The following is a 25,377-nucleotide window of genomic DNA, read 5'->3' as shown; positions in this document are numbered from 1 at the left end:
GCCCTACCGCGACGGGCGTACGTGGGCCATCGTAAGGACCATGCGCCGAGTGATCGTCCCCGCAGCAGCAGTCCTCATCACGCTCGTGTCGGCCCCGCCCGCGCTGGCCGGGCCCCAACAGAAGGTCCCGGTCGCGGAGGGGTACGGCGGCGCCGTCGCCACCGTCGACCTCGACGCCAGCAAGGCCGCCATCGCCGTGCTCAGGAGGGGAGGCAACGCCGTCGACGCCGCCGTCGCCGCGGGCGCGGTGCTGGGCGTCACGGAGCCGTACTCCGCGGGCCTGGCCGGCGGCGGCTTCATGGTGTACTACGACGCCAGGCAGCGCAAGGTCTTCACGATCGACGGCCGTGAGACCGCCCCGCAGGCCATGACCTCGACCACGTTAGAAGGCATCCCGTTCGAGGAGGGCGTCACCAGCGGCCTGTCGGCGGGCATTCCCGGCACGGTCGCGAACTGGGACCTGGCCCTCCGCAAGTTCGGCACGATCTCCCTCAAAGAGGCTCTCCAGCCCGCCATCGACGTGGCTTCCAAGGGCTTCGTCGTCGACCAGACCTTCTACCAGCAGACCGCCGACAACGCGGCCCGGTTCAAGGACATCACCTCCACGGCCAAGCTCTACCTCCCCAACGGCGCCCCGCCGCCCGTCGGCTCGGTGTTCAGGAACCCCGAGCTGGCGGCCACGTACCGCGAGCTCGGAAAGCGCGGCCCCGGCTGGCTGTACGGCGGCCGGCTCGGCCAGGAGATCGTGGCCACCGTCAAGCAGCCGCCGGTCACCCCCGGCAGCACCCGCAACGTCCGGCCGGGCCTGATGGAGCTGTCCGACCTGCGGGCCTACCGGGCGCTCCTGCGCGAGCCCACCAAGATCTCCTACAAGGGCAAGGACGTGTACGGCATGGCGCCCCCGTCCTCCGGCGGCTCGACGGTCGGCGAAGCCCTCAACATCCTTGAGGCCCTTCCTCAGGTGGGCCTGCACGAATACCTGGAGGCGTCCCGGCTGGCCTTCGCCGACCGCGGCAAGTACGTCGGCGACATTCCCGGCGTGCCGCTCAAGGAGCTGCTGTCCGACGGCTTCGCCAAGGAGCGGGCCTGCCTGATCGGCGACCGGGCGACGGCCCACCCGGCGGCCCCCGGCAGCCCGGACGGCTCGTACGAGCCCTGCGCCCAGCCCACCGGCACCGCCACCCCGATCGCGGACGAAGGCCCCGAGACCACCCATCTCGTCATCGCCGACCGCTGGGGCAACGTGATCGCCTACAACCTGACCATCGAGTCCACCGGCGGCAACGGCATCGTGGTGCCCGGACGCGGCGTAATGCTCAACAACGAACTGACCGACTTCACGTTCGGCCCGGCGCCCGGTGACCCGAACCTGCCCGGCCCCGGCAAGCGCCCCCGCTCGTCGATGTCGCCGACGCTGGTGTTCGAGCACGGCAGGCCGGTGCTGGCGGTCGGGTCGCCGGGCGGCTCGACCATCATCACGACCGTGCTGCAGATCCTGGTCAACCGGTACGAGTTCGGGATGAGCCTGCCGGACGCGCTCGCCGCGCCGCGCGCCACGCAGCGCAACACCGCGCAGACCCAGGCCGAGCAGGCGTTCCTGGACAAGTACCGGACCGAACTGGAGGCCAAGGGGCACAGCTTCGCGCTCAACCCGGAGATCGGGGCGGCGACGGCGCTGGAGTTCGTCGGCCGGGGCCGGATCCAGGCCGCCGCCGAGCCCGTTCGCCGCGGCGGCGGCAGCGCGCTGGTGGTGGCTCCCTAGAAGTCGCCCACGTGGTCCTTCGCCCATTCGGCGAAGGACCGCGCGGGCCGGCCCGTCACCTCCTCGACCGTGTTCGTCAGGACGGGTGGCGGGCCGTCGAGCATCTGCGCGTAGCCGTCGAGCAGCGCGTCCACGAACGAGTCGGGGAAGGAGTCGTCGGCCAGCAGCCGCTGCCGCTCCTCCTCCCGGCTGAACTCCTGCCAGCGCAGCGGGCGCCCGAGCGCGTCGCCGAGGATCCGCACCTGCTCGACCTGGGTCAGCGCCTGCGGCCCCGTCAGCGCGTAACGGGCCCCGTCGTGGCCGTCCGTGGTCAGCGCCCGTACGACCACGGCGGCGATGTCGCGCTCGTGCAGCATCGCCATCGGCACCGCGCCGAACGCGCCGCGCACCACGTCTCCCGAGCGGATCTGGTCGCGCCACCAGAACGCGTTCGCGGCGAACGTGCTGGGCCAGAGCATGGTCCAGGCCAGGCCCGACTGCTCGACGCGCTGTTCGAGCTCGTTGTGCGAAAGGCCGACGGACGAGTCGGGCTGGTCGCGTACCGCGCCCGAGGAGAGCAGGACGACGCGGCGGGCGTGCCGCCTGATCGCGCCGACCACGGTGGGGGCGAGGTCCGCGGTGTGGAAGGGCCAGATGAGGAAGACCGACTCGACGCCGTCCAGGCACCGGTCGATGGTTTCGTGGTCGCCCTTGACCACCTCGACGGCCGCCGGCAGGGCCGCCCAGGAGGGGTCACGGGTCATGGCGCGTACGGGGTGGCCCGCCTCGACGAGCTGGTGGACGACCTGGCGGCCGACGTTTCCGGTGGCTCCTGTGACGAGAATCATGGGCCCAAGGTTGGCTCGCGGGCCGAAGCTACCCCAATTTTTCACGATATTTCGGTGGTTTTCCTCCAGGGGATTAGCCTGACCGGATGGAATCCGCCGAACTCGACGGCGTGGACCGTGGTCTGGTGCACGCGCTCCAGCTCGACGGCCGCGCCCCCTTCGCCAGGATCGCCGACGTGCTCGGCGTCTCCGAGCAGACCGTCGCCCGCCGCTACCGCAGGCTCACGGCGGCCGGCGTGATCAGGGTGGTGGGCGGCCTCGACGGCGCGCTCCTCGGCTACACGCCGTGGACCATCCGCGTACGCTGCACGCCCGACGCGGGCACCGCCATCGCCGAGGCCCTGGCCAGGAGGCCCGACACGTACTGGGTGCACCTGCTGTCCGGCGGCACCGAGATCTCGTGCTTCGCCCAGTCGCCCGACACGGTCCTGCTGGAGAAGCTGCCCCGGACCAGCCGCGTCCTGTCCATGACCGCGCATTCGCTCCTGCGCGGCTTCGCCCTGCCCGACGGCTGGCAGGGCCTGGCCTGGCTCACCGCGGAGCAGGCCGGCCGGCTGCGCCCCGAGCCGCGTACCGAATCGGACGGCATCGTCCTCCAGGAGGAGGACCACCGCCTCCTGGACGTGCTGGCCAGGGACGGCCGGGCCGGGTACACGGAGCTGGCCGGGGCCACCGGCTGGTCGGAGGCCACGGCCAAGCGCCGGCTGCGCCAGCTGCGCGGGTCCGGGGCGCTCACCATCCAGCTCGACTACTCCCCCAGGCTGCTCGGCTACCGCGCCGAGGCCCGGCTGTGGATGGCCGTTCGCCCCTCCGAGCTGCTCCACGTGGCCGGGGCCCTCGCGGGCCACCCCGAGATCTCCTTCGCCAGCGTCACCACCGGCCCGACCAACCTCCTCGCCACCGCCATCTGCCGCGACAACGCCGACCTGTACCGCTACCTCACCGAACGGGTCAGCGCACTGGACGCCGTCCAGACGCTGGAGACCGCCCCCGTCCTCCGGACGGTCAAACGCACCGGCGCACTACCCCCGCAGGCGTACGGGCGACCCGCGTGAACACTCCCCCGGGCTGACTCCGAACAGGGCCTGACGTGCGATTCGGCCCGCCCCTCCGACCGGCACGCTGAAAGGCATCACGTCAAGGAGGAGACATGCACAGCTTCTGGCCGATCATCCCGTTCTTCTGGGGCCTGTTCTGGGTCGCCGTCGTCGCGCTGGTCATCACGGCCCGGCACAAGGGCTGGTGGGGGCCGCGCCACGCGCACGTCGCGGCTGCCGCGTCGCCCACCGCCGGGGCGGAACGGATCCTCGCCGAGCGGTACGCCCGCGGCGAGATGGGCGAGGACGAGTACTTCGAGAAGGTGTCCGTTCTCAAGGGCTGGACATCCTAAACATCACTAAGGGTGCAATTAGTGTCACTGGCCGCATTCAGGGACCGGCGTTACGGTTCGTGTACCGGATACATAGAGAGCGGGGACAGGTATGCGATCCGTCGCCAAGTTCTGCGGCCAGTGCAGCTGCGGGTGCCCCGAGCTGTTCGTGGACGAAACGGCGTCCGTCGAGCGCCAGGTGGTCATCACCGACGACTTCGGGCAGCGCGTGGAGATGAGCCTCGACCAGTTCGGCTCGATCGTCGAGGCCGCCAAGAGCGGCTCTCTGGACAGTCTGGCGCTCGCCCGCTGAGCGCCGTCACCCTGCTGGCCGGCGGAGTCGCCGCCGGGCTGGTGGCGGGGACGGCCTCGTGCACCGCGGCGCAGGGCAGCCTGCTCATGGGCCTGGTCGATCACTGCCACGGGCGCGATCCCACGCTGGTCGGCTGGTTCCTGGCGGGGCGGCTGGCCTCGTACACCACGGCCGGAGCGCTGCTCGGGCTGCTCGGCTCGGCCGTCAGCCTCCCGCCCGCGGCCCGCGCGGTGCTGCTCGTCGCGGCCGGGCTCACGGTGATCGTCTTCGCGGTCCGGCTGATGCGGCGCGGTCAGTGCGCGGCGAAGCCCGAGGCCGGCGTCCCCTCGCGCTACAAGGCGCCGCTGCTGGGCGCGGCCACCATCCTGGTGCCCTGCGGCGTGACCCTCGGCATGGAGATGATCGCGATCTCCAGCGGCTCCCCGGTGGCGGGGGCGGCGGCCATGGCGGGGTTCGTGCTCGGCACCGCTCCGGCGTTCGCGCTGCTCGGGTACGTGCTGCGGCGCGTCTCCCGCACCCGGCTGGCCCGGCTCGCCGCGGTCGTGGCCATCGCCGCCGGGCTCTGGACCGTCGGCGCCGGGCTCACCCTGGGCGGCTGGATCGGCGGCACGCCGCCGGCCGCGTCCAGGCCCTTACCCGCCGCGCCGGGCCCCGGCGAGCAGATCGTGACGGTCTGGGCGACCCGCGAGGGCTACCGGCCGGCCGTCGTGGCGGCCCGCGCCGGAGCGCCGGTCGAGGTGGTGTTCAAGCTGGTCGACCGGGGGTGCACCGGCACGGTCACGATCGGCGGGCGCGACGTCGCGCTGCCGGCCACCGTACGCCTGCCGCCGCAGCCGAAGGGCGCGCTGCGGTACGTGTGCGGGATGGGCATGTACACGGGCTTCATCGACTTCTCGTGACGCCATGTCGGCGATTACCGTTCGTGATCACGCGATCACGTGCCACGCTGGTCGCCATGGCCTGGCAAGGAGAGGTCGCGGCGCCGTCCGTACCGGCGCCGCGCGTGGGAGACGAGCCCGAGCTGCTGGCCGCCGCGGGAGCCGGCGACGCGCAGGCCGCGCACCGGCTCGGCAAGCTCTATGCCCAGTACGGCGACCGCGCGGCCGCCAAGCACTGGTGGGAGCGGGCGGCCGAGGGCGGCAACCTGGACAGCGCGTACAACCTGGGCGTCTGGCACGAGATGCACGGCAGCCTGGTGGATGCCGTCAGCTGGTACGAGCTCGCGGCCGGCGCCGGTGACGCCGAGGCGGCAAGCAACCTGGCGACGCTCCTGCTGGAGCAGCGCGGAGACCCCGACAGGGCCCGGCGCTGGTACGAGGTCGCGGCCCACGGCGGCTCCAGCACCGCGGCCCGCAGGCTGGCGCTGATGTGCGAGGACGCGGGCGAGCTGGCGGCGGCCCGCGAGTGGCACCGCACGGCGGCCGCGGAAGGCGACATGGCCTCGGCGCACGACCTGGGCTTCCTGGCCTACGCGACGGGCGACGACGAGGAGACCGTGCGCTGGTGGGAGTACGCGGCCAGGGGCGGCCATCCGGACTCGGCGTACTGCATGGGCCTCTACCTGCACGCCAGCCGCGACCCCGAGGGCGCGGAGGCCTACTACCGGCTGGCCGCCAAGAGCGAGCACCCGGGCGCCGCCTCCCAGCTCGGCGAGATCGCGCTGTCCATGGGCGACCTGCGGATCGCCCGCGCCTGGTTCGAGCAGGCCGCCGGCGCCGGGCGCGGCTACGACCAGCGGATGGCCGGGTTCGTCTGCGTCGAGCTGAGGGACTGCGCGGCGGCCAGCCACTGGTTCGGCCGGGCGGCGGCCGGCGGGGACGCCGAGGCGGCCTTCAACTACGGCCTGCTGCTGATCGCCGAGTTCGGCGACCTGGCGGGCGGGCAGCACTGGTTCCGGCAGGCGGCGCGGGCCGGGCACCGCGGGGCCGCCGTCGAGCTGGGCGGGCTGCTGTCGGTGGCCGGGGAGCTGGGCGAGGCCCAGGAATGGCTGTCCGATCCGCCGCCGCCCACATGGGGGCGGCACGCCGAGCCGGAGCTGGCCGCCAGGGCCGAGCTGGCCGCGGCGGCCACCGGCCGCAGGGGCGGCGCCGCGCTGGACGTGGGCGACCTGACCGAGGTGCTCGGCACGTGGGATCTGGTGACCCGGCCGCTGCACGACCACTCCGACGTGATCGGGTGGCTGGTGGGGCGCAGCGGGCTGCACCCGAGCGCGATCGAGCACCTGGCGTCGGTGCGCGGCACGCTGCTGCGTCCCGGGACCGCGCCGTGGCCGAGCTGCGGCGAGATCGAGTACGTGCTGGCCACGGCCCGCGACCTGCGCAAGCGCCTGGGCGTGCGCTGATCGGCGCACGCCCGGGCGCTCCTCGTCACACCAGTTCGGTCACCGGGGTGAACGGCAGGCCGAGCGCCTCGGCCACCGGCCCGTTGGTGAGCAGGCCATTGTGCGTGTTGAGCCCGCCCGCGAGGCCGGCGTCCGTCCTGAGCGCCTCGCGCCAGCCGAGGTCGGCCAGCTTGACCGCGTACGGGAGGGTCGCGTTCGTCAGGGCGTACGTGGAGGTGTTGGCCACGGAGCCCGGCATGTTGGCCACGCAGTAGAAGACCGACTCGTGCACCTTGTATGTCGGCTCGGCGTGCGTGGTCGGGCGCGAGTCCTCGAAGCAGCCGCCCTGGTCGATGGCGATGTCCACGAGCACGGAGCCCGGCTTCATGCGCGAGACCAGGTCGTTGGAGACCAGCGTCGGGGCCTTGGCGCCGGGGATCAGCACCGCGCCGATGACCAGGTCGGCCTGCAGGACCTCCTGCTCGATCGCGTACGACGTCGAGACCAGCGTCTTGAGCCGGCCCTGGTAGATGGCGTCGATGAAGCGCAGGCGGTCGATGTTCGTGTCGAGCACGGTGACGTCGGCGCCCATGCCGACGGCGATCTGCGCGGCGTTGAGGCCGGAGACCCCGCCGCCGATCACGACCACCTTGGCCGGGGCGACACCGGGCACGCCGCCCGGCAGGACGCCGCGGCCGCCGTTGAAGCGCATCAGGTTGTAGGCGCCCACCTGCGGCGCGAGGCGGCCGGCGACCTCGGACATCGGGGCGAGCAGCGGCAGCGCGTTGCCCACCTGGACGGTCTCGTACGCGATGCCGGTCGTCCTGGCCTTCAGCAGCGCGTCCGTGCAGGGACGCGAGGCGGCCAGGTGCAGGTAGGTGAAGAGCACGAGGCCCTCACGCAGCCGGTGGTACTCCTCGGCGATGGGCTCCTTGACCTTGAGCACCATCTCCGCCTCGCCCCATACGGCGTCGGCACCGTCGAGGATCTTCGCCCCCGCCGAGAGATATTCCTCGTCCGGGATGTGCGAGCCCAGGCCCGCACCCCGCTGGACCAGGACGTCGTGGCCGTGGCGCACCAGCTCGTGAACTCCGGCGGGCGTGGCGGCGACGCGATATTCGTGGTTCTTGACCTCGGCAGGGACGCCGATCTTCATGGTTGATCCTTTCGCGAAACCGGCACGCCGTCGTACCGGACTGAGGGGTGGTTCTGTCGGGCCTCTACAGACGCGTCCACGCTTCGGTGAGCACGCCACGGAGTATCGACCCGATCTCGGCGAACTCCTCGGGCCCCGCGATCAGCGGCGGCGCCAGCTGGATGACCGGATCGCCGCGGTCGTCGGCGCGGCAGTAGAGGCCCGCGTCGAACAGCGCCTTGGACAGGAAGCCGCGCAGCAGCCGCTCCGACTCGTCGGCGGAGAACGTCTCCTTGGTGGCCTTGTCCTTGACCAGCTCGATGCCCCAGAAGTAGCCCGAGCCGCGCACGTCGCCGACGATCGGCAGGTCGCGCAGGCCGTCGAGGGTCCCCTTGAACAGCGGCTCGTTCCTGGAGACGTGGCCGAGCAGGTCCTCGCGCTCGAAGATGTCGAGGTTGGCCAGCGCTACGGCAGAGGATACGGGATGGCCGCCGAAGGTGTAGCCGTGCGCGAACATGGCGTCACCGCCCTTGAACGGCTCGAACAGCCGCTCGTGCGCGATCATGGCGCCGATGGGCGAGTAGCCGCTGGTCATGCCCTTGGCACAGGTGATGATGTCCGGCACGTAGTCGAACTTCTGGCCACCGAACATCGTGCCGAGCCGGCCGAAGGCGCAGATGACCTCGTCGGAGACGAGCAGCACGTCGTACTCGTCGCAGATCTCGCGCAGGCGCTGCCAGTAGCCGGGAGGGGGCGGGAAACAGCCGCCGGCGTTCTGGACGGGCTCGGCGAAGACGGCGGCGACGGTGTCGGGGCCCTCCATCTCGATGGCGCGGGCCACGCGCTCGGCCGCCCAGATGCCGTACTCCTCGGGCGTCATGCCCTTGACGCCGGTGATCTCGTCGGCGCGGTAGTGGTTGGTGTTGGGGACCCGGACCGAGCCGGGCACCAGCGGCTCGAACATCTGCTTGAACGCGGGGATGCCGGTGATCGACAGCGCGCCCTGCGGGGTGCCGTGGTAGGCGATCTGGCGGCTGATGACCTTGTGCTTGAGCGGCTTGCCGATGAGCTTGTAGTACTGCTTGGCCAGCTTCCAGGCGGTCTCGACCGCCTCACCGCCGCCGGTGGTGAAGAAGACGCGGTTGAGCTCGCCGGGCGTGTACGAGGCCAGCCGCTGGGCCAGCTCGGCGGCCTTCGGGTGGGCGTAGGACCACAGCGGGAAGAAGGCCAGCTCCTGAGCCTGCTTGGCGGCGGCCTCGGCCAGCTCCTGGCGTCCGTGGCCGACCTGGACCACGAAGAGCCCGGCCAGCCCGTCGAGGTAGCGCTTGCCGTGGATGTCGTAGACGTAGGACCCCTCACCGCGCACGATGGTCGGGATCTCGGACTGCTGATAGGCGCTGTGCCTGGTGAAGTGCAACCACAGGTTGTCCTGCGCGGCCTTCAGGACGTCGTTTTCCGGCTGCGTCATGGTTATCTTCCCTCGTGTCTCAACTCCCCACAGTCTGCATGCTCACCTGGGGATTTGCCAAGCGAATCGGTCGTAGCAATATGCAAGAAAATCGGTATCCGCAGATCGACTATGTAACGGCGACGAAATCCGCATGTAGATTGGCGCGCGGGTCACCAGCGCCGCTTTGGCGTTCTCGCACGTGGAACGTTGTGTGATCCAATGAGACCAACATGTTGAGACCAGCCAGAACCTTCTGATAACGACCCCCGGGGGACCTTTCCGTGACTCCTGAACAGATTGAGAGCGCCGTCGCCGCCGCGATGCCCCAGGCCGTCGAGGAGCTGCGGCGGCTGGCCGCCATACCCTCCGTGGCCTTCCCCGGACATCCGGAGGAGCCGGTCTTCGCCGCCGCCGCGATGACGGAGGAGCTGCTGAGATCCGTGGGCCTGCCGCGTGTCCAGCAGGTGCCGGTCGAGGGCAGCTTCCCGGCGATCTTCGGTGAGGCCCCCGCGCCGCCCGGCGCGCCCACGGTCCTGCTGTACGCGCACTACGACGTGCAGCCCGCGGGCGACCCGGCCGCGTGGCGCACTCCGCCGTTCGAGCCGACCTTGATCGACGGCAAGCTGTACGGGCGGGGCTGCGCGGACGACAAGTCCGGCATCCTCTCCCACATCACCGCCCTGCGCGCCTTCCAGGGCCGCTTCCCCGTGGGCATCAAGGTCATCATCGAGGGCCAGGAGGAGTACGCGGGCGAGCGCCTGGAGGCGTTCGTCGAGCGCAACCCCGACCTGCTGCGGGCCGACGCCATCGTGGTGGCCGACACCGGCAACCCGCGGGTCGGCGACCCGGCGGTCACGACCTCGCTGCGCGGCATGGCGGCGTTCACCATCGAGGCGCGCACGCTGCGGGAGCCGGTGCACAGCGGCTCGTTCGGCGGCGCGGCCCCCGACGCGCTGGCCGCCCTCATGCGCATGCTGACCTCGCTGCACGACGACAACGGCGACATCCGCGTGCCCGGCCTGCCGCGCGGCACCTTCCTCGGGCAGGGGCCGTCGGAGGAGGAGTTCAGGAAGACGGCCGGCGTCCTCGACGGCGTCTCGCTGGTGGGCTCGGGCTCGCTGGCCGACCGGCTCTGGGCGTCGTACGCGATCACGGTGACGGGCCTGGACGTGCCGACGGTCTCGGGCGCGGTGAACGCGGTCCAGCCCGCCGCGCGGGCCCGCGTGACCGTCCGCGTCCCCCCGGCCGGCGACCCGAAGGCGACGGTGAACGCCGTGGTCGAGTTCCTGCGCAAGGTGGCGCCGTGGGGCGTCCAGCTGTCGTTCACGGACCTGACGGTGGGCTCGGGCTTCCAGGCGGACTCGGGAGGCAAGGCCCGCGCCGCCCTCAACCGGGCCATGGAGCGCGCCTTCGGCCGCCCGCCCAGGGACGTGGGCGCCGGAGGCTCGATCCCCCTGGTCAACACGCTCCTGAAGCAGTTCCCCGCGGCGGAGATCCTGCTGTTCGGGGCGGAGGACGAGGACGCTGCCATCCACGCGCCCAACGAGCGGGTGGACCTTGAGGAGCTACGGCGGGTGGCGACGACGGAGGCCCTGTTCCTCCGCGAGCTCAGCCTCCCCACCGCGCTCGGGGTGTGACGACAGGTCGTGCGGGCTCGCCTCGGATGGGGAGCCCGCGCGACCCCTAAGATCCGTTCCATGCGTTCCGCGATCTTAGGCGGCCTCGCCGCCTCTTTCCTGCTGGCCGCCACGGCTCCCGCCATGGCCGCCGCCCCCGCCAAGCCGCTGACCCCGGATCAGCTGAGCGAGGCCCTGATCACGCCCGCCGACCTGGGCGGGCAGTACACGGAGAACCCGAAGCACATCCGTGAGGCGCTGGACTCCGAGTCGGCGCACACGAAGAAGTGCCGGAGCGCCATCAAGGCGCTGAAGCCCATTCTCACGAGCAAGGCGGCGGCCTTCATCGACGAGGAGGGCAAGCCGTCCGGCGTCAAGCAGTTCCTGATCAGCGGGACTCCCGCGCGGCTGGCCCGCTGGGAACCCGTGGCCAAGGTCATGGTCCGCGACTGCGCCGGGGTCAAGGCGAACTCCGACTCCTCCAAGGCCGGCATCACCAAGCTCTCCATCGGCAAGTTCGGCGCCTGGACCTACGGCATCAGGCACCGCAAGACGATCCCCGCCCTGAACTCCAAGCCGAGTTTCGCGGCGGACGTCGTGCTCATCGGGACCGGGAACAGCGTCATGCTGCTGGTGAGCGACGGCTTCTTCGGGACGTTCGATCCGGGCCTGAGCAAGCGGGCGGCGAAGGTGGCCATGCGGAAGCTGCAGGAAGCCCAGGCGACCGCCGCCGAGTAGAGAAGGATGGTTCCGGCGTGTCGGGGGCGCCGGGGTTCAGCCGATCACCGTAGCCGGTCGATCAGCGTGACCAGTCGATCAGCGCCAGGAGGCGGTCGGACTGGGCGCGGTCCGCGGCGGTCAGGGCGATGCCTCTGACCAGGGTCAGCAGGTCGCGCACATCGAGGTCCGCCCGTACGGCGCCTGCCTGCTTGGCCGCGTCCAGCAGGCCCGAGGCCGTGGCGAGCATGGACGCGTGCCACTGCGCCACCAGCACGGTTGCGCCGCTGTCGCCGGTGACCGCCAGGGCCAGGTCGCGCTTGGAGGCGATGTGGTCCATGAAGAGCCGCAGCCATTCGTGCAGCGCCTGCGCCGGCGACCCGGCGGCCGACAGGGTCTGGCCCCGGGCGCACAGCTGGGCGACCTCGTCCGCGTAGACGGCGACCAGCAGATCCGTACGGGTGGGGAAATGTCGGTACATGGTGGCGTTGCCGACCCCGGCCCGGCGGGCCACGTCGTCGAGCGGCGCGTCGGTGCCGCGTTCGGCGAAGACCTGCGCGGCCGCGGCCAGCAGCCGGTCGTGGTTGCGCTGCGCATCCGCCCGGCGAGGACGCGATCCCATCCGTCTCCTTGCTAAGTGGGGAACTCCCCATCTAGTCTAGTCACGCCAACTAAACGGGGAGTTCCCCACTTAATGCGGGAGGCAGGCATGGCAGCGACGGCCGGTGAAGTGCATCAGCGCATCGTCGAGCTCTACGGGGCCGGGCGGATCGACGAAGGGCTGGCGCTTATCGACCCCGGCGTGATCGACCACCGAGGCGGCTCGGACGGCGACCACCACGGGCTGGCGGCGTGGAGGGAGAAGTGGGAACAGGCCCTGTCCGGCGGGACGGGCTTTCATGACATGTCCGTCACGGTGGAGCAGAACATCTCCACCGACGACCTGTCGACCAACGTCTACCTCAGCCGCGGCACGCACACCGCCTCGGGGCGCCGCTACGAGGTGCGGGGAATGGACATGATCCGCGTCAGGGACGGCCGGATCGTCGAGCACTGGGCCATCAGGGACTCGGTGGCCATGCGCCACCAGCTCGGCCCGGATCAGTGATACCGGTGCACCAGCCGCAGGCCCGCCTCCACCAGCACCCAGCCCAGGCGCACCTCCACGGCGCGGACCACCGAACCGCCCGGGCGGCGGCGCTCCACGCCGGCCTGGGCTCGCCGCCGCATGTCGGCCCCCAGTTCGCCCGCGCGGGCTCGCCGCCACATGGCGGCCCGCAGCTCGCCCGCGCGGGCGTGCCGCCGCGCGTCGGCTCGCAGCTCACGGGCTCGCGCCCGCTCCACGAACAGATACAACTCCGGATACATCACACCCTCCTCAGTCAGGTCCGGCCCCAGTCAGGTCCGGCCTCGGTCAGGTCCGGAACGGGAAGCCGTACGTGTGCACGGCCACGTTCTCGCGACCCTCGACGTCGCCCGCCTCGCGAGCGGCCTTCCCGCGCGCTCGCCACTTCCTGACGACCTCGTTGATCTCGTCGTCCAACCGCCGAAGCTCCTCTGCCGTCAGCGAGAGGACATGCTCGGAGCTGAAGGCCGCGTCGCGCCAGTCGCCGGGCCAGGCATGCTGGGTGTCGAGGTAGCTCTCATACATCTCGTTACGCTGGCGGGCGTATATGCGTGTCACCGCGGAGTGGACGGCCGCGCTCTCGGGGGAGTCGCGAAAGTCCTCATCCCTGGTGCTGATGCCGTCGTCCACCGGTCGCCACCAGCGCTCCCGCGCGTCGCCGCGGGCCTGCGCCTCCTCGATGAGGCCGTGCGTGGCCAGCTTGCGCAGGTGGTAGCTGACCAGCGAGACGGCCTCGTCGACCTGGTCGGCGAGCTGGGAGGCGGTCGCCGCGCCCGTCACCTTGAGCGCGCGGTAGAGCTTCATGCGCAGCGGATGCCCCAACGCCTTGAGCGTGTCGAGGTCCTTGATCCGACGACTCTCCTCGGTGGCCATGGAACCACCATAGAAGCGAAAGAAAATTTGCGCAAATAAATTTGCGCATCGAGCGGTAGGGTGAGGGGCATGGCGACGTTCGCACTGATCCACGGGGGCGGCGGGTCCGCGTGGGACTGGCATCTGCTGGAGCCCGAGCTGCGCGACCGCGGGCACGACGCTGTGGCGGTGAGCCTGCCGATCGAGGACGAGTCCGCCGGCCTGCTCGACCATGCCGACGCGGTGGTGGAGGCGGTCGGAGGCCGGCGTGACCTCGTCGTCGTGGCGCACTCGTGGGGCGGCTTCGTCGGGCCGCTCGTCTGCGCCCGCACGCCGGCCGACCTCCTGGTGCTGGTCACGGCCATGATCCCGGCCCCCGGCGAGCCGCCGTCCGACTGGTGGGGCAACACGGGGTTCGGCTCGAAGGACATGTCCGACCCGATCGGCCTGTTCCTGCACGACGTGCCCGGAGACGTGGCCGAGGAGCTGCTGACCAGGTCACGGGACCACGCGGACAAGGCCATGGGAGAGCCGTGGCCGCTCGACGCGTGGCCCGACGTGCCGACGAGATTCCTGCTGTGCCGGGACGACCGGTTCTTCACGCCCGATTTCATGCGCGGGGTCGTACGCGACCGGCTCGGCATCACGCCCGACGAGATCGACGGCAGCCACGCCCCCATGCTGGCCCGGCCGAAGGAGCTGGCCGACCGCCTGGAGGGCTACCTCACCGGCAGGTCGTAGACGCGGCGCACGCTGCTGCCGAGCCGGGCCACGTTCGCCCCGTACACGTGGATCGACAGCCCCACCTCGTCGCTGGTGTTGCGGACCTTGTGGATGTCGCCGGGCGGCGCGAACCCGCTCACCTCGCCGGGCCGGTTGTCGACCCGCCCGATCTCGACCAGGTGATCGCCCATGTCGCGGTAGAGGGTCTCGTGCTCGATCCCGCTGACGATGCCGAACGCGCACCACGACACGTGGTCATGGATCTGCGTCTCCTGGCCGGGACGCCACACGACGCTCACGATGGAGAAGTCCTCCTCGCAGTGGAGCGGGCGGGACACGTAGCCGTCGGGCGAGCCCTCGCGTTCGCGCGGCGTGAGGATGTCGAGCCCGGGAAGCCGGCCGCGCAGCAGGTCCGCGACGGCGAACGCGGTCTCGGCGCGCCCGAGCCGCCGCGCCACGATCTCGGAGACCCCGGTCACGAGCGCGTCCAGGCCGGGCCGCGCGGCGGTGGTGGCGGCCATATTCATGGTGTCCCCCTAGGGAAAGCAGACAATCATCCTTCCCCTTCTACGGTGCTACACCTCAACCGATAGGTCCAACAGAAGTTATCTGGCCCATTCATAGATACGATCGATGAATGCTGGATGTCGTGCGCCTTCGCGTTCTCGTCGCGGTCGCCCGCAAGGGCTCGCTGACCGCCGCCGCCAAGGAGCTCCACTACTCGCAGCCTTCGGTCAGCCACCACCTGGCCCGGCTGGAGGCGGAGACCGGGGCCCGGCTCGTCCAGCGTGTCGGGCGCGGCGTCAGGCTCACGGAGGCGGGCCGGCTGCTCGCCGAGCGGGCCGCCGAGATCATCAGCCGTCTCGACGCCACCGCCGAGGAGCTCGCCGCGCACGTGGGGCTGCGTTCGGGGCGTGTGCGGCTGGCCGCGTTCCCCTCGGCGCTCGGCACGTTCATCCCGAAGGCGGCGGGGCTGCTGTCGGCCGCCCATCCGGGGCTGCGCCTGCAGCTCACCGAGATCGAGCCGCCGGAGGCGCTCAGGCTGCTGCGGTCCGGACGCGTGGACGTGGCCGTGATCTTCCGGTACGACGACACCGCCCCCGAGGACGACGACATCCGCATGATCCACCTCCTCGACGACCCCAGCTACCTGGTGGCCAGGGGTCCGGCGGGCGGGCTGGCCGACCACGCGGACTCGGCCTGGATCGCGGGATGCGACCGGTGCCGGAGCCATCTGCTGGACATCTGCGAGAAGGCGGGATTCACCCCGCAGATCTCGTTCACCAGCGACGACATCGTGGCCGTGCAGGCCCTGGTGGCGGCCGGGCTGGGCCTGACCATGCTGCCGGGGCTGGCGCTGCGGGCCCACCGCAACCCGGACGTGCAGGTGGCCGAGGTGCCCGGCTCGACCCGGCACGTGTACGCCGCCGTCTACGGCGAGCCGCCCCACCCACCGGCCACGGAGGCGCTGCTGGCGGCGCTGCGGGAAAGTCTTTTGACGCCGCCTCTACGATGACCCCATGCCGGAAATTTCGACTCTCGCGCTCTTCTGCGTGGCCACTCTCACCCTGCTCGTGGTCCCCGGACCGGCGGTCCTCTACATCGTCACCCGGAGCGTCTCCCAGGGCCGTGGCGCGGGCGTGATCTCGGTGCTCGGCGTGCACACGGGCTCGCTCGTCCACATCGCGGCGGCGGCGCTGGGCCTCAGCGCGCTGCTGGCGGCCTCGGCCACGGCGTTCACCATTGTGAAGTACGTGGGCGTGGCCTACCTGCTCTACCTCGGCGTACGCAAGCTGATGCAGCGCGAAGAGGGCGAGCAGGTGCTGGAGCTGCAGGTGCAGTCGAAGCGGCGGCTGTTCTGGGAGGGCTTCGTGGTGAACGTCCTCAACCCCAAGACGGCCATCTTCTTCGTGACGTTCCTGCCGCTGTTCACCCACCCGGACGTGGGGCCCATCGGCCCGCAGATCCTGCTGTTCGGGGCGCTCTGGCTGGTGCTGGGGATGGCGTCGGACGGCGCGTACGCGATGCTCTCGTCGGCACTGGCGGGCCGGCTGCGCGGGTCCGCCCGTGCGCGCCGCCGCCTGAACGTGAGCAGCGGGCTGGTCTACCTCGGGCTGGCGGCCTGGCTCACAACCGAGAAGGCCTGACAAGCCAGGAAATTTCTGGCTCATAGTGCGATAGTGAGATCAGATCAGGGGGACGGCACGTCGGGACGTAGCTAAGAGGCGGACCTCATGGACACGCCACCGCACCGCCTCGGGCTCGAACGGGTCGTCGAGGTCTACTCGGGTCACGACGACCTCGTCGGCGTGACCGGCTCCGGCTATGCGATCGGTGCCGATCTGGTGCTGACCTCGGGCCTGGTGGTGGCCCCCGGCCTGCCGTGCCAGGTACGCGCGGCCGATTCGGGCCACTGGGCCGAGGCCGAGCAGGTATGGCGCGGGCGGGCGGGCGCGGTGCTCCTGCGGGTCGCCGGAGCCCCCTGGGCCGGCGTCCCCGGCATCGAACACGTCCGCTGGGCCAAGGTGGCCGCCTCCTCCGGCGCGGCAACGGGCTTCAGGGTGCGCTGCGTGGCCAGAGGGTTCCCGTGGCTGGGGCGGCGGGCCGGGATCCGGGACGCGGAGACCGTGACGGGCCTGGTCGACGCCCCCACCGGCGCGGTGTCGAAGGTCCTGGCGGTCAGCGTGCTGAGCCCCGGGCCCGAGTCGCCGCCGGGCGGGCTCACGCAGGGTCTGTCGGGCGCCGTCCTGCTCGCCGAGCCGGCCGGGCAGATCATCGGCGTGGTCGCCACCGGCCCGTCCGGGACCGCGCCGCACGAGCTGGACGCGGTGCCCGCGACCGCGCTGCTGGGCGACGAACGGTTCTGCGAGCTGGCGGGCGTGGCGCCCGGCCGGATGGAGGCCGTGGCGGAGGACGACCCCTCGGTGATCCTCGCCGACCTCCTGACCCCCGCCCGCGAGAGGCTGCCCCAGGACTGCTCGGACTGGACGCTGCTGATGGCGCGGCACGCGGTGGTGCCGTTCCTGGGGAGGGACGAGCAGCTGGCGGACCTGCGCGCGTGGGCCGCCGAACCGGCCGCCCTGTCGATCGCGGTGCTGACCGGCCGGAGCGGCACGGGCAAGACGAGGCTGGCGGGCGAGCTCTGCGCGGAGCTGACCGAGGCCGGGTGGGACACAGGGTTCCTGCCGCTGGACTCCGCCGGCCACCCGCTGGCCGGCCGGGCCCTGGAGGCGTTACGCCCGACACTGCTCGTGGTCGACCATCCTGACCCGTCCCCGCCCCTGGTGGGCGAGCTGGTACGGCGCCTGGCCAAGCACGGGCGCAACCCCCGCGTACGGCTCCTGCTGCTGGCCCGCGAGCTCGGCGAGGCGGACTGGTGGCGGCGGCTCGACACGGCGGCGGGCGGCTGGCTGAGACGGCTCACCTCCACGACGGTCCAGCTCAACGCCCACCCGCTCACCCTGGCGGAGCGCACGGACCACGCGCTCGCCGCCATGAAGGCCTTCGCCCCCAGCCGGGCCGCGCTGCCCGCCCCGCCGCGCCTCGACGACCCGGAGTACGGCCTCCCGCTCCACGTCCACCTGGCGGCCCTGCTCCGGCTGTGCGACGACGAGCGGCCCGCCCCCTCCCACGACGGCGAACCGCCCGCGCACGCACGCGACCGCGACGCCGACCTGCGCACGCAGCCGATGCGTCCGCACGGGGGCGGCCTGCTCCACCGGTTCCTGGCGCGGGAGAGCGACCAGTGGGCGCGGGTGTGGCCCGCCGAGCACGAACGCGTGGACGACGTGACGGCACGCCAGGCCGTGGCGGTGCTCACGCTCACCGCGCCGGCGCCTGCCGAGCTGCCGGGCCTGCTGACGGCCGTACCCGGACTGCGCGGCGGGACCGGGCTCCACGGGCACACCACGAACGCGGCCCGCTGGCTGGGCACCGTCTTCCCGAGCGGCGAGCTGGGCCCCGACCTGGTCGCCGAGGAGCTCCTGGCCGAGACGGAGGGTCTGGACGAGCTCGTGCTCGCCCTCCACGATCACGAGGGCCGCACGGTCCACCACCTCGTCCACCTGCTGCACGTCCTGCGCCTGTCCGCCGACCGGGCGCGGGTCGGGTCGGCGCTGCGCTCCCTGGTGGGGACCAGGATCGGCGCGATGGTCACCGAGGCCGCCGCGAACCCCGCCACCCGGCTCGGGGACCTGCTCAACGCCGCCCTCACGCTGTTCCCCGCCGACCGGGAGCTCGCCGAGGCCGCGTCCGGCCTGCTGGAGAGCGGGCGGGGCGCGGCGCTGGGGCTGCGGGCGTTGCACGTCACCCTCGGCGAGCTGGCCGTACGGCACCGCCGGGCGAGTGGCGAGCGGATCGCGCAGGCCGCGGGGTTGTCCTGGCTGTCCGGTCGGCTGGTGGCCGTCGGGCGGGTCGGCGAGGCGGTCGTGGCGGCGGCGGAGGCCGTCGAGATCTACGCGGCCGCTCCCCCGTACGAGGCGGCGGCCGGGCGGGCGGAGGCGCTGTTCAGCCTGGGGGCGTGCCTGCTGCTGGCGGGTGAGGCCGGTTCGGCGCTCAAGCCCGCGCAGGAGGCGGCGGCCAGGTTCCGCATCCTGGCCGAGGAGGACCCGGGGTACGCGGCGGAGGCGGCGCGGGCGCACCACAATGTCGCGTGCGCGCTGCTGGAGCTCGGGCGGCTGGACGAGGCCGTGGCGGCCTTCGAGGCGGCGGGCGGCGACCCGGACGTCGCGGCCCACCTGGCGGCACTCGCCTCCGCACCTCCGCAGTCGGGGCCGTCCGTCACCTCATGGCCGGGGCCCGAGCCGACCACGCGGCCCCAGCCGACCTTCTCGCCGGAACCGGGGGCCGGGTTCCGGCCGGACGACACGCCGCCGATGAGGTTGCTCGCCGCACCGGCCCTCGCGCCACTTCCCGGAGCACTCCCGGTCCCGACCGTCGCGCCGCCTCACGGCGCGCTCACCATCCCGACCGTCGCGCCGCCTCACGGCGCGCTCCCCGTCGCGGCCGTGGGGCCGCCCAAGGGGACTGCCGAGCCGGTGCCGGTGCCGGGGCCGCTGGTGCCGTTCGAGGAGGCGGACGGCGGCGCGCTGCCCGAGCTGGCCGCCTGTCTCGCCGTCGCCGCCACCGTGGCCGTCAAGGGCGTGGCCCCCACGAACACGGATCTGGCCCACCGCCTCCACCTCCTGGCCGCCTGGCTCGAAGGACAGGGCAGGCCGGCCGACGCGGTCGTCCCCGCCTCGGAGGCCGTCGTACGGCTGCGCGGCCTCGCCGCCCACGAGCCCGGCCTGCGGTCCATGCTCGCCGACTCCGCCGGGCTGCTGGCCGGGCTCCACACCCGGCTGGACGACCTGGACGCCGCCGTGCGGTCCGCCGCCGAAGCCGTTCGCAACCTGCGCGCCCTGGTCACCCTGGAGCCCGACGAGCACGGTCACACCCTGACCGGGCGGCTGCTGGAACTGGGCGAGCTGCTGCTGGTCGACGACCGGCCCGAGGCGGCGCTGGGGCCGTTGCAGGAGGCCATGAGCGTGGCGGCCGACCGGCGCCCGGCCACGGAGGCGCGGGCCAGGCGGCTGCTCGGCCTGTGCCTGGACGAGCTCGGGCGGCCCGCCGACGGCCGGGCACAGCTGGAGCTCGCAGCCGAGCTGTACGACGGGCTGAGCTCCGAGGACCTGACGGCCGAGAACGGCTCCCCCGCGCGGCACGCCTCCGAGGCGCGAGCGCGAGCCCGACGGCCGGAGCCGGCGGGCGGCCATATGGGTGGCCGGCCGTGGCAGCCGGAACTGGGAGCCGACCGCATGGGTGGCCGGCCGTGGCCGCCGGAGCCGGCGGCGGGCCGCGTGGGTGGGCGGCCGTGGCTGCTGGAGCTGGTCACCTCGCGGCCGGAGGAGGCCGTGGTCGGCGCGGAGCGGCGGCTGGTGGAGTGCCGGCAGGCCGCCGAGGCGGGCGGCACGCCGGAGATCCACGCCTACATCTCCGCGCAGGCCGTGCTCGCCCGGGCCTGGACGGACGTGGGACGGGCCGGGGACGGGCTCGTGCTCGCGACGCAGGCCGCCGAGCTGCTGCGCCGCCACCCCGTACCGGACGCGCCGCAGCGCGAGCCGGGCCCGGAGCGGCCGCACGCGATCGCCGTGGGGATGGTGGCGGCGGCGCTCGGCAGGGCGCTCGTGAGCCTGGGGCGGGCCGAGGAGGCCAGGCCGCACCTGCGCACCGCCGTCGAGTCCTACGAGCCGATGGCCGAGACGAGCGTCGTGTTCCGTACGGAGCTGGCCGAGCTGCTGATCCTGGAGACGGCCGCGCTACCCCGGGCCGGCGCGGAGGCTGCCGCCGATCGGCTCGTCGAGCTGTACGACGGGCTCGTGTCGGAAGGGCTCGCGGCCGCCTCCGCCCTCGCCGGGGCGCTGTGCCTGCAGGGCGGCGCCCGCCTCGCCGGGCAGGACGTCGAAGGCGCGCTCCAGTCGGCCACCCGAGCCCTCGATGTCATGACGCCGGCGGACGATCGGGTGCTCACCGCCGCCTGCCTGGAGCTCGCCGGCCTGTGCCTGGCCGAGCTGCACGAGCCGGGCGCGGCCGGGCCGAAGCTGGCCGAGGGCGTCGAGCTGATGACCGACCCGCCGCCGGAGCTCGCCGGCGTGCACCTGCCGGCCCTCGCGCGGCTGGCCAGGATGCGGGTCGAGGAGGAAGGACCGGCCGCGGGCATCGCCCTCTACCGCCGGATGCTCGACACGCGGCCGCTTCCCGGGACGGATGTGCTCGGAACGCTCATCGAGGAGGTCTCCGGCTATCCGGGCGACCCGTCCGAGCTGCTTGCGTCGCTCGCGTCCTTCACGGACGCGCTGGAGCGGGAGGTGCCGCTGAGCGGCGGTGGCGGCGCCGAGGTGCACGACCGGTACGGGCGCTGCCTGACGCGGCTCGGCGCCGCCACCGCCGCGAAGAAAGGCACAGCGCGGGAAGGCACAGCGCAGGAGGGCGCGGCTCGGGAAGACGCGGCGGTGCTGTGCGCGGAGCTGGCCGTCCAGGTCTACCGAGGGCTGGCCGCCTTCTCCGGCGACCACCGCGGACGGCTCGGCCTGGCGCTGGCCGCGCTCGCCCGGCACGGCCAGGCCGATCCCGCCGTCCTGGAGCAGGCCGTCCACCTCCTCGCCGGGCAGCCGGGCGACGTGCTGGCGGACGTCCTCAACCGCTACGCCGTCCTGCTGCTCGAACAGGGCCGCCCCGTGGAGGCGCTGGCGCACTGCGAGCGGGCCGCCGACCTCTGCGACGAGCTCGACGACCCGGCCCTGGCCGCCGTCACGTACGCCCGGCTCGGCGCCGCCCTGGCCATGCTCGAACGCCCCCAGGCCGCCCTGGAGGCGATCACCTGGTCCCTGGCCGAGCTGGACCGGGCCCCGGAAGCCGGCCCGGAGCTGCGCCGCGTCCGCGCTCAGGCGATCCAGGTGCGCGGGCGGGCGCTGCGGGCCGCCGGCAGGGAGCAGGAGGCGCTGGCGCACCTCATGGAGGCGTTGCGGCTCTACACGGACCTCTCGGAGCAGCGGGCGGCCGCCGAGACCGCCGCGGTGATCGCCGATGACCTGCTGGCCGCCGGGCGACCGGAGGAGGCCGCCGAGTACGCCGGGATCGCCGCCGCCGGACAGCCGCCGGGCACGCTCAAGCACACCCTGGCCACCCAGCGGCTCGTCCGGTGCCACATGATGCGCGGCGAGCTCGCCGAGGCCAACGCGCTCGTCGAGGAGCTGATCCCGCGGGCCCGGCGGTCGCCGGACGATCTCACGTACCGGGCCGTCCTCGCCGACTCCCTGGCGCAGAGCTCCGAGCTGCTGCCCCTGCTCGGGCTGGACGAGGGGAGCGAGGCCGAGGCCAGGGCCCGGGAGGCCATCGGCATCTACGACGAGCTGCTGACCACCGGCGTGAACGCGCAGGCCCTGCACACCAGCCGGGCGGGCGCCTGCCTCACGCTGGCCTCCGCGCTCAGGATGCGAGACCTGGCCGCCGAGGCGATCCAGCCGCTGCGGGAGGCGGTGGCGGCGCTGGAGCGGTTCGACTCAGGAAGCACCGTGGAGCAGCGCTCCGGCCAGGGGAACCCGACGCAGCGCGAGCTGCTGTCCAGGGCGATGCTCATGCTGGGCGACGCCCTCATGGAGGCGGGCCGGGCGCTGGAGGCGGGGCTCGTCTTCCACCGCGCCACGCAGGTGACCCGGGACGAGCTGTCCAGGGCCGTGGCGCACGCCCGGCTCGGCCTGTGCCAGCAGGAGCTGGGCAGGGACGACGCCGCCGACGCGGCGCTGCGCGTCTCAGCGGGGCTGCTGCGGGACCTGACGGCCCACGACGGCGTCCCCGACCTGCTCCGCGACGTGCTGCGGGGCAGGCTGACGCTGCTGGAGAAGACGGGCAGGCGCGACGAGACGGCGGCGATCGAGGAGGAACTGCAGCGACTCTAGGCGTCGTTGGCCTGGACCGTCTCGCGGGCCCACCGGTAGTCGGCCTTGCCCGCGGGCGAGCGCACCATCTCCTCCACGAACGCGTACGTACGAGGCACTTTGTACCCCGACAGCAGCGTCCTGCAGTGCGCGTCCAGCTGCTCGGCCGTGACCTCGACGCCCGGCCGCGGCTCCACCACGGCCGCGACCCGGTTCCCCCATCGCTCGTCCGGCACCCCGGTCACCACCGCGTCGAACACCGACGGATGCCCCTTGAGCACCGCCTCGACCTCCTCGGGGAAGACCTTCTCCCCGCCGGTGTTGATGCACTGCGAGCCGCGGCCGAACACGTTCACGGTCCCGTCGGTGTCCACGGTCGCCAGGTCGCCGGTCAGCAGCCAGCGGGTGCCGTCCGCGTCGGTGACGAACGTGCGGGCCGTCTTGTCGGGGTCGTTGTAGTAGCCGAACGCCACCCGCCCGGCCCTGGCGACGGTCCCGAGCTGTCCGGAGCCGGGCTCGACGGGCCGGTGCCGCTCGTCGAGGACGGCCAGCTTGACCACGGAGTTCGGCTGGTAGCGCAGGCCCTTCTCCGGCGAGGACCCGGCCACGCCGGACGCGGTGAAGCCGGACTCGGTGGAGCCGAAGTTGTCCAGGATCCCGATGTTCGGGAGTGCCTTCTGGAGCCGGTCGCGTACCGCGCCCGACAGGATCGCCCCGGTCGAGCTGACCACGAACAGCGAGGAGACGTCGTAACCGCCCTTCTCCAGCGCCTCGGCCAGGGGCCTGGCCATGGCGTCGCCGGTGATGTTCATGGTGAACACGCGCTCGCGCTCGACCGCCCGCCACACGTCCTCGGCGTCGAACTTGCGCACGTACACCATGGTCGCGCCCATCCACCAGGCGATGAACGTGGCCATCTGCGCGGCCCCGTGCATCAGCGGCGGCGCGGCCATCATCACCATCGGGCCGGCCTTGACGGCCTCGTCGATCACCTCGCGCGGGGTGGCGCGCGGCTCGCCGTACGGGTTGCCGCCGCCGAAGGCCATGAACAGGTCCTCGACGCGCCACATCGCCCCCTTGGGCATGCCCGTGGTGCCACCGGTGTAGATGATGTAGACGTCGTTGCCCGAGCGCGGCGGGAAGCCGCGTTCCGGCCGGCCGCGCTCCAGAGCGGTCTCGTACGGCACCGCCGAGCCGATCGCCGACGGCCCGCCCACCGAGATCAGGTGCTCCAGCAGCGGCGCCCGGTCCGCCACGGCGGCCACCCGCGCGTCGAACTCCACGTCGTAGACCAGCGCCCGGAGGTCGGCGTCGCGGTAGAGGTAGAGCAGCTCGGCCTCGACGTAGCGGTAGTTGACGTTGATCGGCACGGCCCGGATCTTCAGCGCGGCCAGCAGGCCCGCCACGTACTCGATGCCGTTGTAGAGGTGGAGGCCGACGTGCTCGCCGGGCTGGACGCCCAGGTCCATGAGGTAGTGGGCGAGCCGGTTCGACTCGGCCTCCAGCTCGGCGTAGGTGCGCCGGTCCGGGCCGCAGACGACGGCGGTCCTGTCCCCGATCGCGTCCGCGAGCCCTTCGAACAGGTCAGCATGGTTGAACTCCATCAGGGTCTCTCCCGTCCGACGATCCACATCGCGAAGAACTGGGCTCCCCCGCCATAGGCGTGGCCGAGCGCCGTGCGGGCGCCGTCCACCTGGTGCTCGCCCGCCATCCCGCGCACCTGCAGCGCGGCCTCGGCGAACCTGATCAGTCCCGACGCCCCGATCGGGTTGCTCGACAGCACCCCGCCCGAGGCGTTCCACGGGGTGTCACCGTCGAGCGCCGTCGCGCCCGACTCGGTGAGCTTCCATCCCTCCCCGTCCGCCGCGAACCCCAGGTTCTCCAGCCACATCGGCTCGTACCAGGAGAACGGCACGTACGTCTCGGCCACGTCGATCTGCCGCCGCGGGTCGGTGATGCCGGCCTGGCGGTAGACGTCGGCCGCGCAGTCCTTGCCCGCCTGCGGGCTGACCGTGTCGCGCCCGGCGCGGAAGATCGGCTCGGAGCGCATGGCGGTGCCGTGCACCCAGGCCGGGGTGCCGGTGACCTTCGACTCGGACGACAGCACCATCGCGCAGGCGCCGTCGCTGGACGGGCAGGTCTCCAGGTAGCGGATCGGCTCCCACAACATCGGCGTGGACTCGACCATCTTCTGGTCGATGCCGGGGATCTTGAGGTGCGCGTACGGGTTCTTGAGCGCGTTGAGCCGGTCCTTGACCGCCACCAGCGTCCCGATGTGATCGGGCGCGCCCGATCTGCGCATGTACTCGCGGATGTGGGGCGCGAAGTAGCCGCCCGCCCCCACGACCAGCGACGCGCTGAACGGCAGGTGGGTGGACAGCGCCCAGGTGGCGTTCGACTCCGACTGCTTCTCGAACGCCACCACCAGCACCCGGTCGTGCACGCCGCCCTGGATGAGGCTGGCGCCGACCAGCGCCGTGGAGCCGCCCACGCTGCCCGCCGTGTGCACCCGCATCATCGGCTTGCCCGCCGCGCCGAGGGCGTCCGCCAGGTACGACTCCGGCATCATCACGCCCTCGAACAGGTCCGGCGCCTTGCCGATGACCACGGCGTCGATGTCCTTGAACGACAGCCCGGCGTCCTCCAGCGCCCGCAGCGCCGCCTCGCGCACCAGCCCGGCGATCGACACGTCCCTGCGCTTGGTCGTGTAGTGCGTCTGCCCGACGCCGATGACCGCACAGCGGTTGCCCATG

General features: G+C 72.7%; 22 protein-coding genes. 13 read left to right on the top strand and 9 right to left on the bottom strand.

The window, feature by feature from the left end:
• Positions 1 to 40: 40 nt before the first annotated feature.
• On the top strand, positions 41 to 1,762 hold the full coding sequence (locus AB0L65_RS13100; RefSeq protein WP_364244090.1) for a gamma-glutamyltransferase family protein: 1,722 nt from the start codon (positions 41 to 43) through the stop codon (positions 1,760 to 1,762).
• Here AB0L65_RS13100 and AB0L65_RS13095 read toward each other — a convergent pair.
• Positions 1,759 to 2,589, bottom strand: a complete 831-nt coding sequence (locus AB0L65_RS13095) for an NAD(P)H-binding protein (protein ID WP_364244088.1) — start codon at positions 2,587 to 2,589, stop codon at positions 1,759 to 1,761. The genes AB0L65_RS13100 and AB0L65_RS13095 overlap by 4 nt on opposite strands.
• A gap of 86 nt (positions 2,590 to 2,675) precedes the next feature.
• Between AB0L65_RS13095 and AB0L65_RS13090 the strand changes: the two genes are divergently transcribed.
• From AB0L65_RS13090 to AB0L65_RS13070, 5 genes are all read left to right on the top strand, one after another.
• Positions 2,676 to 3,644 carry an Lrp/AsnC family transcriptional regulator gene (locus AB0L65_RS13090; RefSeq protein WP_364244085.1) on the top strand — a complete coding sequence of 323 codons (969 nt, stop codon included), beginning with the start codon at positions 2,676 to 2,678 and terminating at the stop codon, positions 3,642 to 3,644.
• 95 nt (positions 3,645 to 3,739) lie between these two features.
• Positions 3,740 to 3,979, top strand: coding sequence for an SHOCT domain-containing protein (locus tag AB0L65_RS13085; protein ID WP_364244082.1), 240 nt, complete (start codon positions 3,740 to 3,742; stop codon positions 3,977 to 3,979).
• Between the two features lie 91 nt (positions 3,980 to 4,070).
• Positions 4,071 to 4,271, top strand: coding sequence for a hypothetical protein (locus tag AB0L65_RS13080; protein WP_364244079.1), 201 nt, complete (start codon positions 4,071 to 4,073; stop codon positions 4,269 to 4,271).
• Between the two features lie 41 nt (positions 4,272 to 4,312).
• Positions 4,313 to 5,170, top strand: a complete 858-nt coding sequence (locus AB0L65_RS13075) for a sulfite exporter TauE/SafE family protein (protein WP_364244076.1) — start codon at positions 4,313 to 4,315, stop codon at positions 5,168 to 5,170.
• A 56-nt stretch (positions 5,171 to 5,226) separates the two neighbouring features.
• Complete coding sequence (locus tag AB0L65_RS13070; RefSeq protein WP_364244074.1) at positions 5,227 to 6,612, top strand: tetratricopeptide repeat protein; 1,386 nt, start codon at positions 5,227 to 5,229, stop codon at positions 6,610 to 6,612.
• A gap of 25 nt (positions 6,613 to 6,637) precedes the next feature.
• Here the strand turns inward: AB0L65_RS13070 and ald are convergent, their stop codons facing one another.
• The gene (gene ald / locus AB0L65_RS13065) at positions 6,638 to 7,747 is read right to left on the bottom strand and encodes an alanine dehydrogenase (protein WP_364244071.1); all 1,110 of its coding nucleotides are present in this window, start codon (positions 7,745 to 7,747) and stop codon (positions 6,638 to 6,640) included.
• 64 nt (positions 7,748 to 7,811) lie between these two features.
• Positions 7,812 to 9,194 carry an aspartate aminotransferase family protein gene (locus AB0L65_RS13060; protein WP_364244069.1) on the bottom strand — a complete coding sequence of 461 codons (1,383 nt, stop codon included), beginning with the start codon at positions 9,192 to 9,194 and terminating at the stop codon, positions 7,812 to 7,814.
• Positions 9,195 to 9,457: 263 nt separating this feature from the next.
• On the opposite strand from AB0L65_RS13060, the gene AB0L65_RS13055 reads away from it, so the two are divergent.
• Positions 9,458 to 10,813 carry a dipeptidase gene (locus AB0L65_RS13055; RefSeq protein WP_364244066.1) on the top strand — a complete coding sequence of 452 codons (1,356 nt, stop codon included), beginning with the start codon at positions 9,458 to 9,460 and terminating at the stop codon, positions 10,811 to 10,813.
• A 60-nt stretch (positions 10,814 to 10,873) separates the two neighbouring features.
• Complete coding sequence (locus AB0L65_RS13050; RefSeq protein WP_364244063.1) at positions 10,874 to 11,530, top strand: hypothetical protein; 657 nt, start codon at positions 10,874 to 10,876, stop codon at positions 11,528 to 11,530.
• 61 nt (positions 11,531 to 11,591) lie between these two features.
• Here AB0L65_RS13050 and AB0L65_RS13045 read toward each other — a convergent pair whose 3' ends face one another.
• Positions 11,592 to 12,131, bottom strand: a complete 540-nt coding sequence (locus AB0L65_RS13045; protein ID WP_364244060.1) for a helix-turn-helix domain-containing protein — start codon at positions 12,129 to 12,131, stop codon at positions 11,592 to 11,594.
• Between the two features lie 87 nt (positions 12,132 to 12,218).
• Between AB0L65_RS13045 and AB0L65_RS13040 the strand changes: the two genes are divergently transcribed.
• The gene (locus AB0L65_RS13040; RefSeq protein WP_364244057.1) at positions 12,219 to 12,617 is read left to right on the top strand and encodes an ester cyclase; all 399 of its coding nucleotides are present in this window, start codon (positions 12,219 to 12,221) and stop codon (positions 12,615 to 12,617) included.
• On the opposite strand, the gene AB0L65_RS13035 is transcribed toward AB0L65_RS13040, so the two are convergent.
• A complete protein-coding gene (locus AB0L65_RS13035) occupies positions 12,611 to 12,877 on the bottom strand; it encodes a hypothetical protein (RefSeq protein WP_364244054.1) in 267 nt (88 codons plus the stop codon). The genes AB0L65_RS13040 and AB0L65_RS13035 overlap by 7 nt on opposite strands.
• 46 nt (positions 12,878 to 12,923) lie before the next feature.
• On the bottom strand, positions 12,924 to 13,508 hold the full coding sequence (locus AB0L65_RS13030; protein WP_364244052.1) for a helix-turn-helix domain-containing protein: 585 nt from the start codon (positions 13,506 to 13,508) through the stop codon (positions 12,924 to 12,926).
• Positions 13,509 to 13,577: 69 nt separating this feature from the next.
• On the opposite strand from AB0L65_RS13030, the gene AB0L65_RS13025 reads away from it, so the two are divergent.
• Positions 13,578 to 14,228, top strand: a complete 651-nt coding sequence (locus AB0L65_RS13025; protein WP_364244049.1) for an alpha/beta hydrolase — start codon at positions 13,578 to 13,580, stop codon at positions 14,226 to 14,228.
• Here AB0L65_RS13025 and AB0L65_RS13020 read toward each other — a convergent pair.
• Positions 14,207 to 14,737: a cysteine dioxygenase family protein gene (locus AB0L65_RS13020; RefSeq protein ID WP_363962558.1), complete on the bottom strand. Its 531-nt coding sequence runs from the start codon at positions 14,735 to 14,737 to the stop codon at positions 14,207 to 14,209. The genes AB0L65_RS13025 and AB0L65_RS13020 overlap by 22 nt on opposite strands.
• A 110-nt stretch (positions 14,738 to 14,847) precedes the next feature.
• Between AB0L65_RS13020 and AB0L65_RS13015 the strand changes: the two genes are divergently transcribed.
• The 3 genes from AB0L65_RS13015 to AB0L65_RS13005 all read left to right on the top strand — a co-directional run bounded on the left by AB0L65_RS13015 (position 14,848) and on the right by AB0L65_RS13005 (position 22,645).
• Positions 14,848 to 15,726, top strand: coding sequence for a LysR family transcriptional regulator (locus AB0L65_RS13015; protein ID WP_364244046.1), 879 nt, complete (start codon positions 14,848 to 14,850; stop codon positions 15,724 to 15,726).
• Between the two features lie 4 nt (positions 15,727 to 15,730).
• The gene (locus AB0L65_RS13010; RefSeq protein WP_364244043.1) at positions 15,731 to 16,357 is read left to right on the top strand and encodes a LysE family translocator; all 627 of its coding nucleotides are present in this window, start codon (positions 15,731 to 15,733) and stop codon (positions 16,355 to 16,357) included.
• 87 nt (positions 16,358 to 16,444) lie between these two features.
• The gene (locus AB0L65_RS13005; protein ID WP_364244040.1) at positions 16,445 to 22,645 is read left to right on the top strand and encodes a tetratricopeptide repeat protein; all 6,201 of its coding nucleotides are present in this window, start codon (positions 16,445 to 16,447) and stop codon (positions 22,643 to 22,645) included.
• Here the strand turns inward: AB0L65_RS13005 and AB0L65_RS13000 are convergent.
• Together AB0L65_RS13000 and AB0L65_RS12995 are read right to left on the bottom strand one after the other, a co-directional pair.
• Positions 22,642 to 24,228, bottom strand: a complete 1,587-nt coding sequence (locus AB0L65_RS13000) for an acyl-CoA synthetase (RefSeq protein ID WP_364244038.1) — start codon at positions 24,226 to 24,228, stop codon at positions 22,642 to 22,644. The genes AB0L65_RS13005 and AB0L65_RS13000 overlap by 4 nt on opposite strands.
• Complete coding sequence (locus AB0L65_RS12995; protein ID WP_357726686.1) at positions 24,228 to 25,376, bottom strand: thiolase domain-containing protein; 1,149 nt, start codon at positions 25,374 to 25,376, stop codon at positions 24,228 to 24,230. Before AB0L65_RS12995 ends, AB0L65_RS13000 begins: the two co-directional genes overlap by 1 nt.
• Position 25,377: the final 1 nt, after the last annotated feature.

The sequence above is a fragment of the Nonomuraea sp. NPDC052116 genome, from assembly GCF_040680035.1.
Taxonomy (GTDB): domain Bacteria; phylum Actinomycetota; class Actinomycetes; order Streptosporangiales; family Streptosporangiaceae; genus Nonomuraea; species Nonomuraea angiospora_A.
Note: the sequence above shows the minus strand (reverse complement) of the source record. Positions and strands in the feature narration are given on the sequence as shown.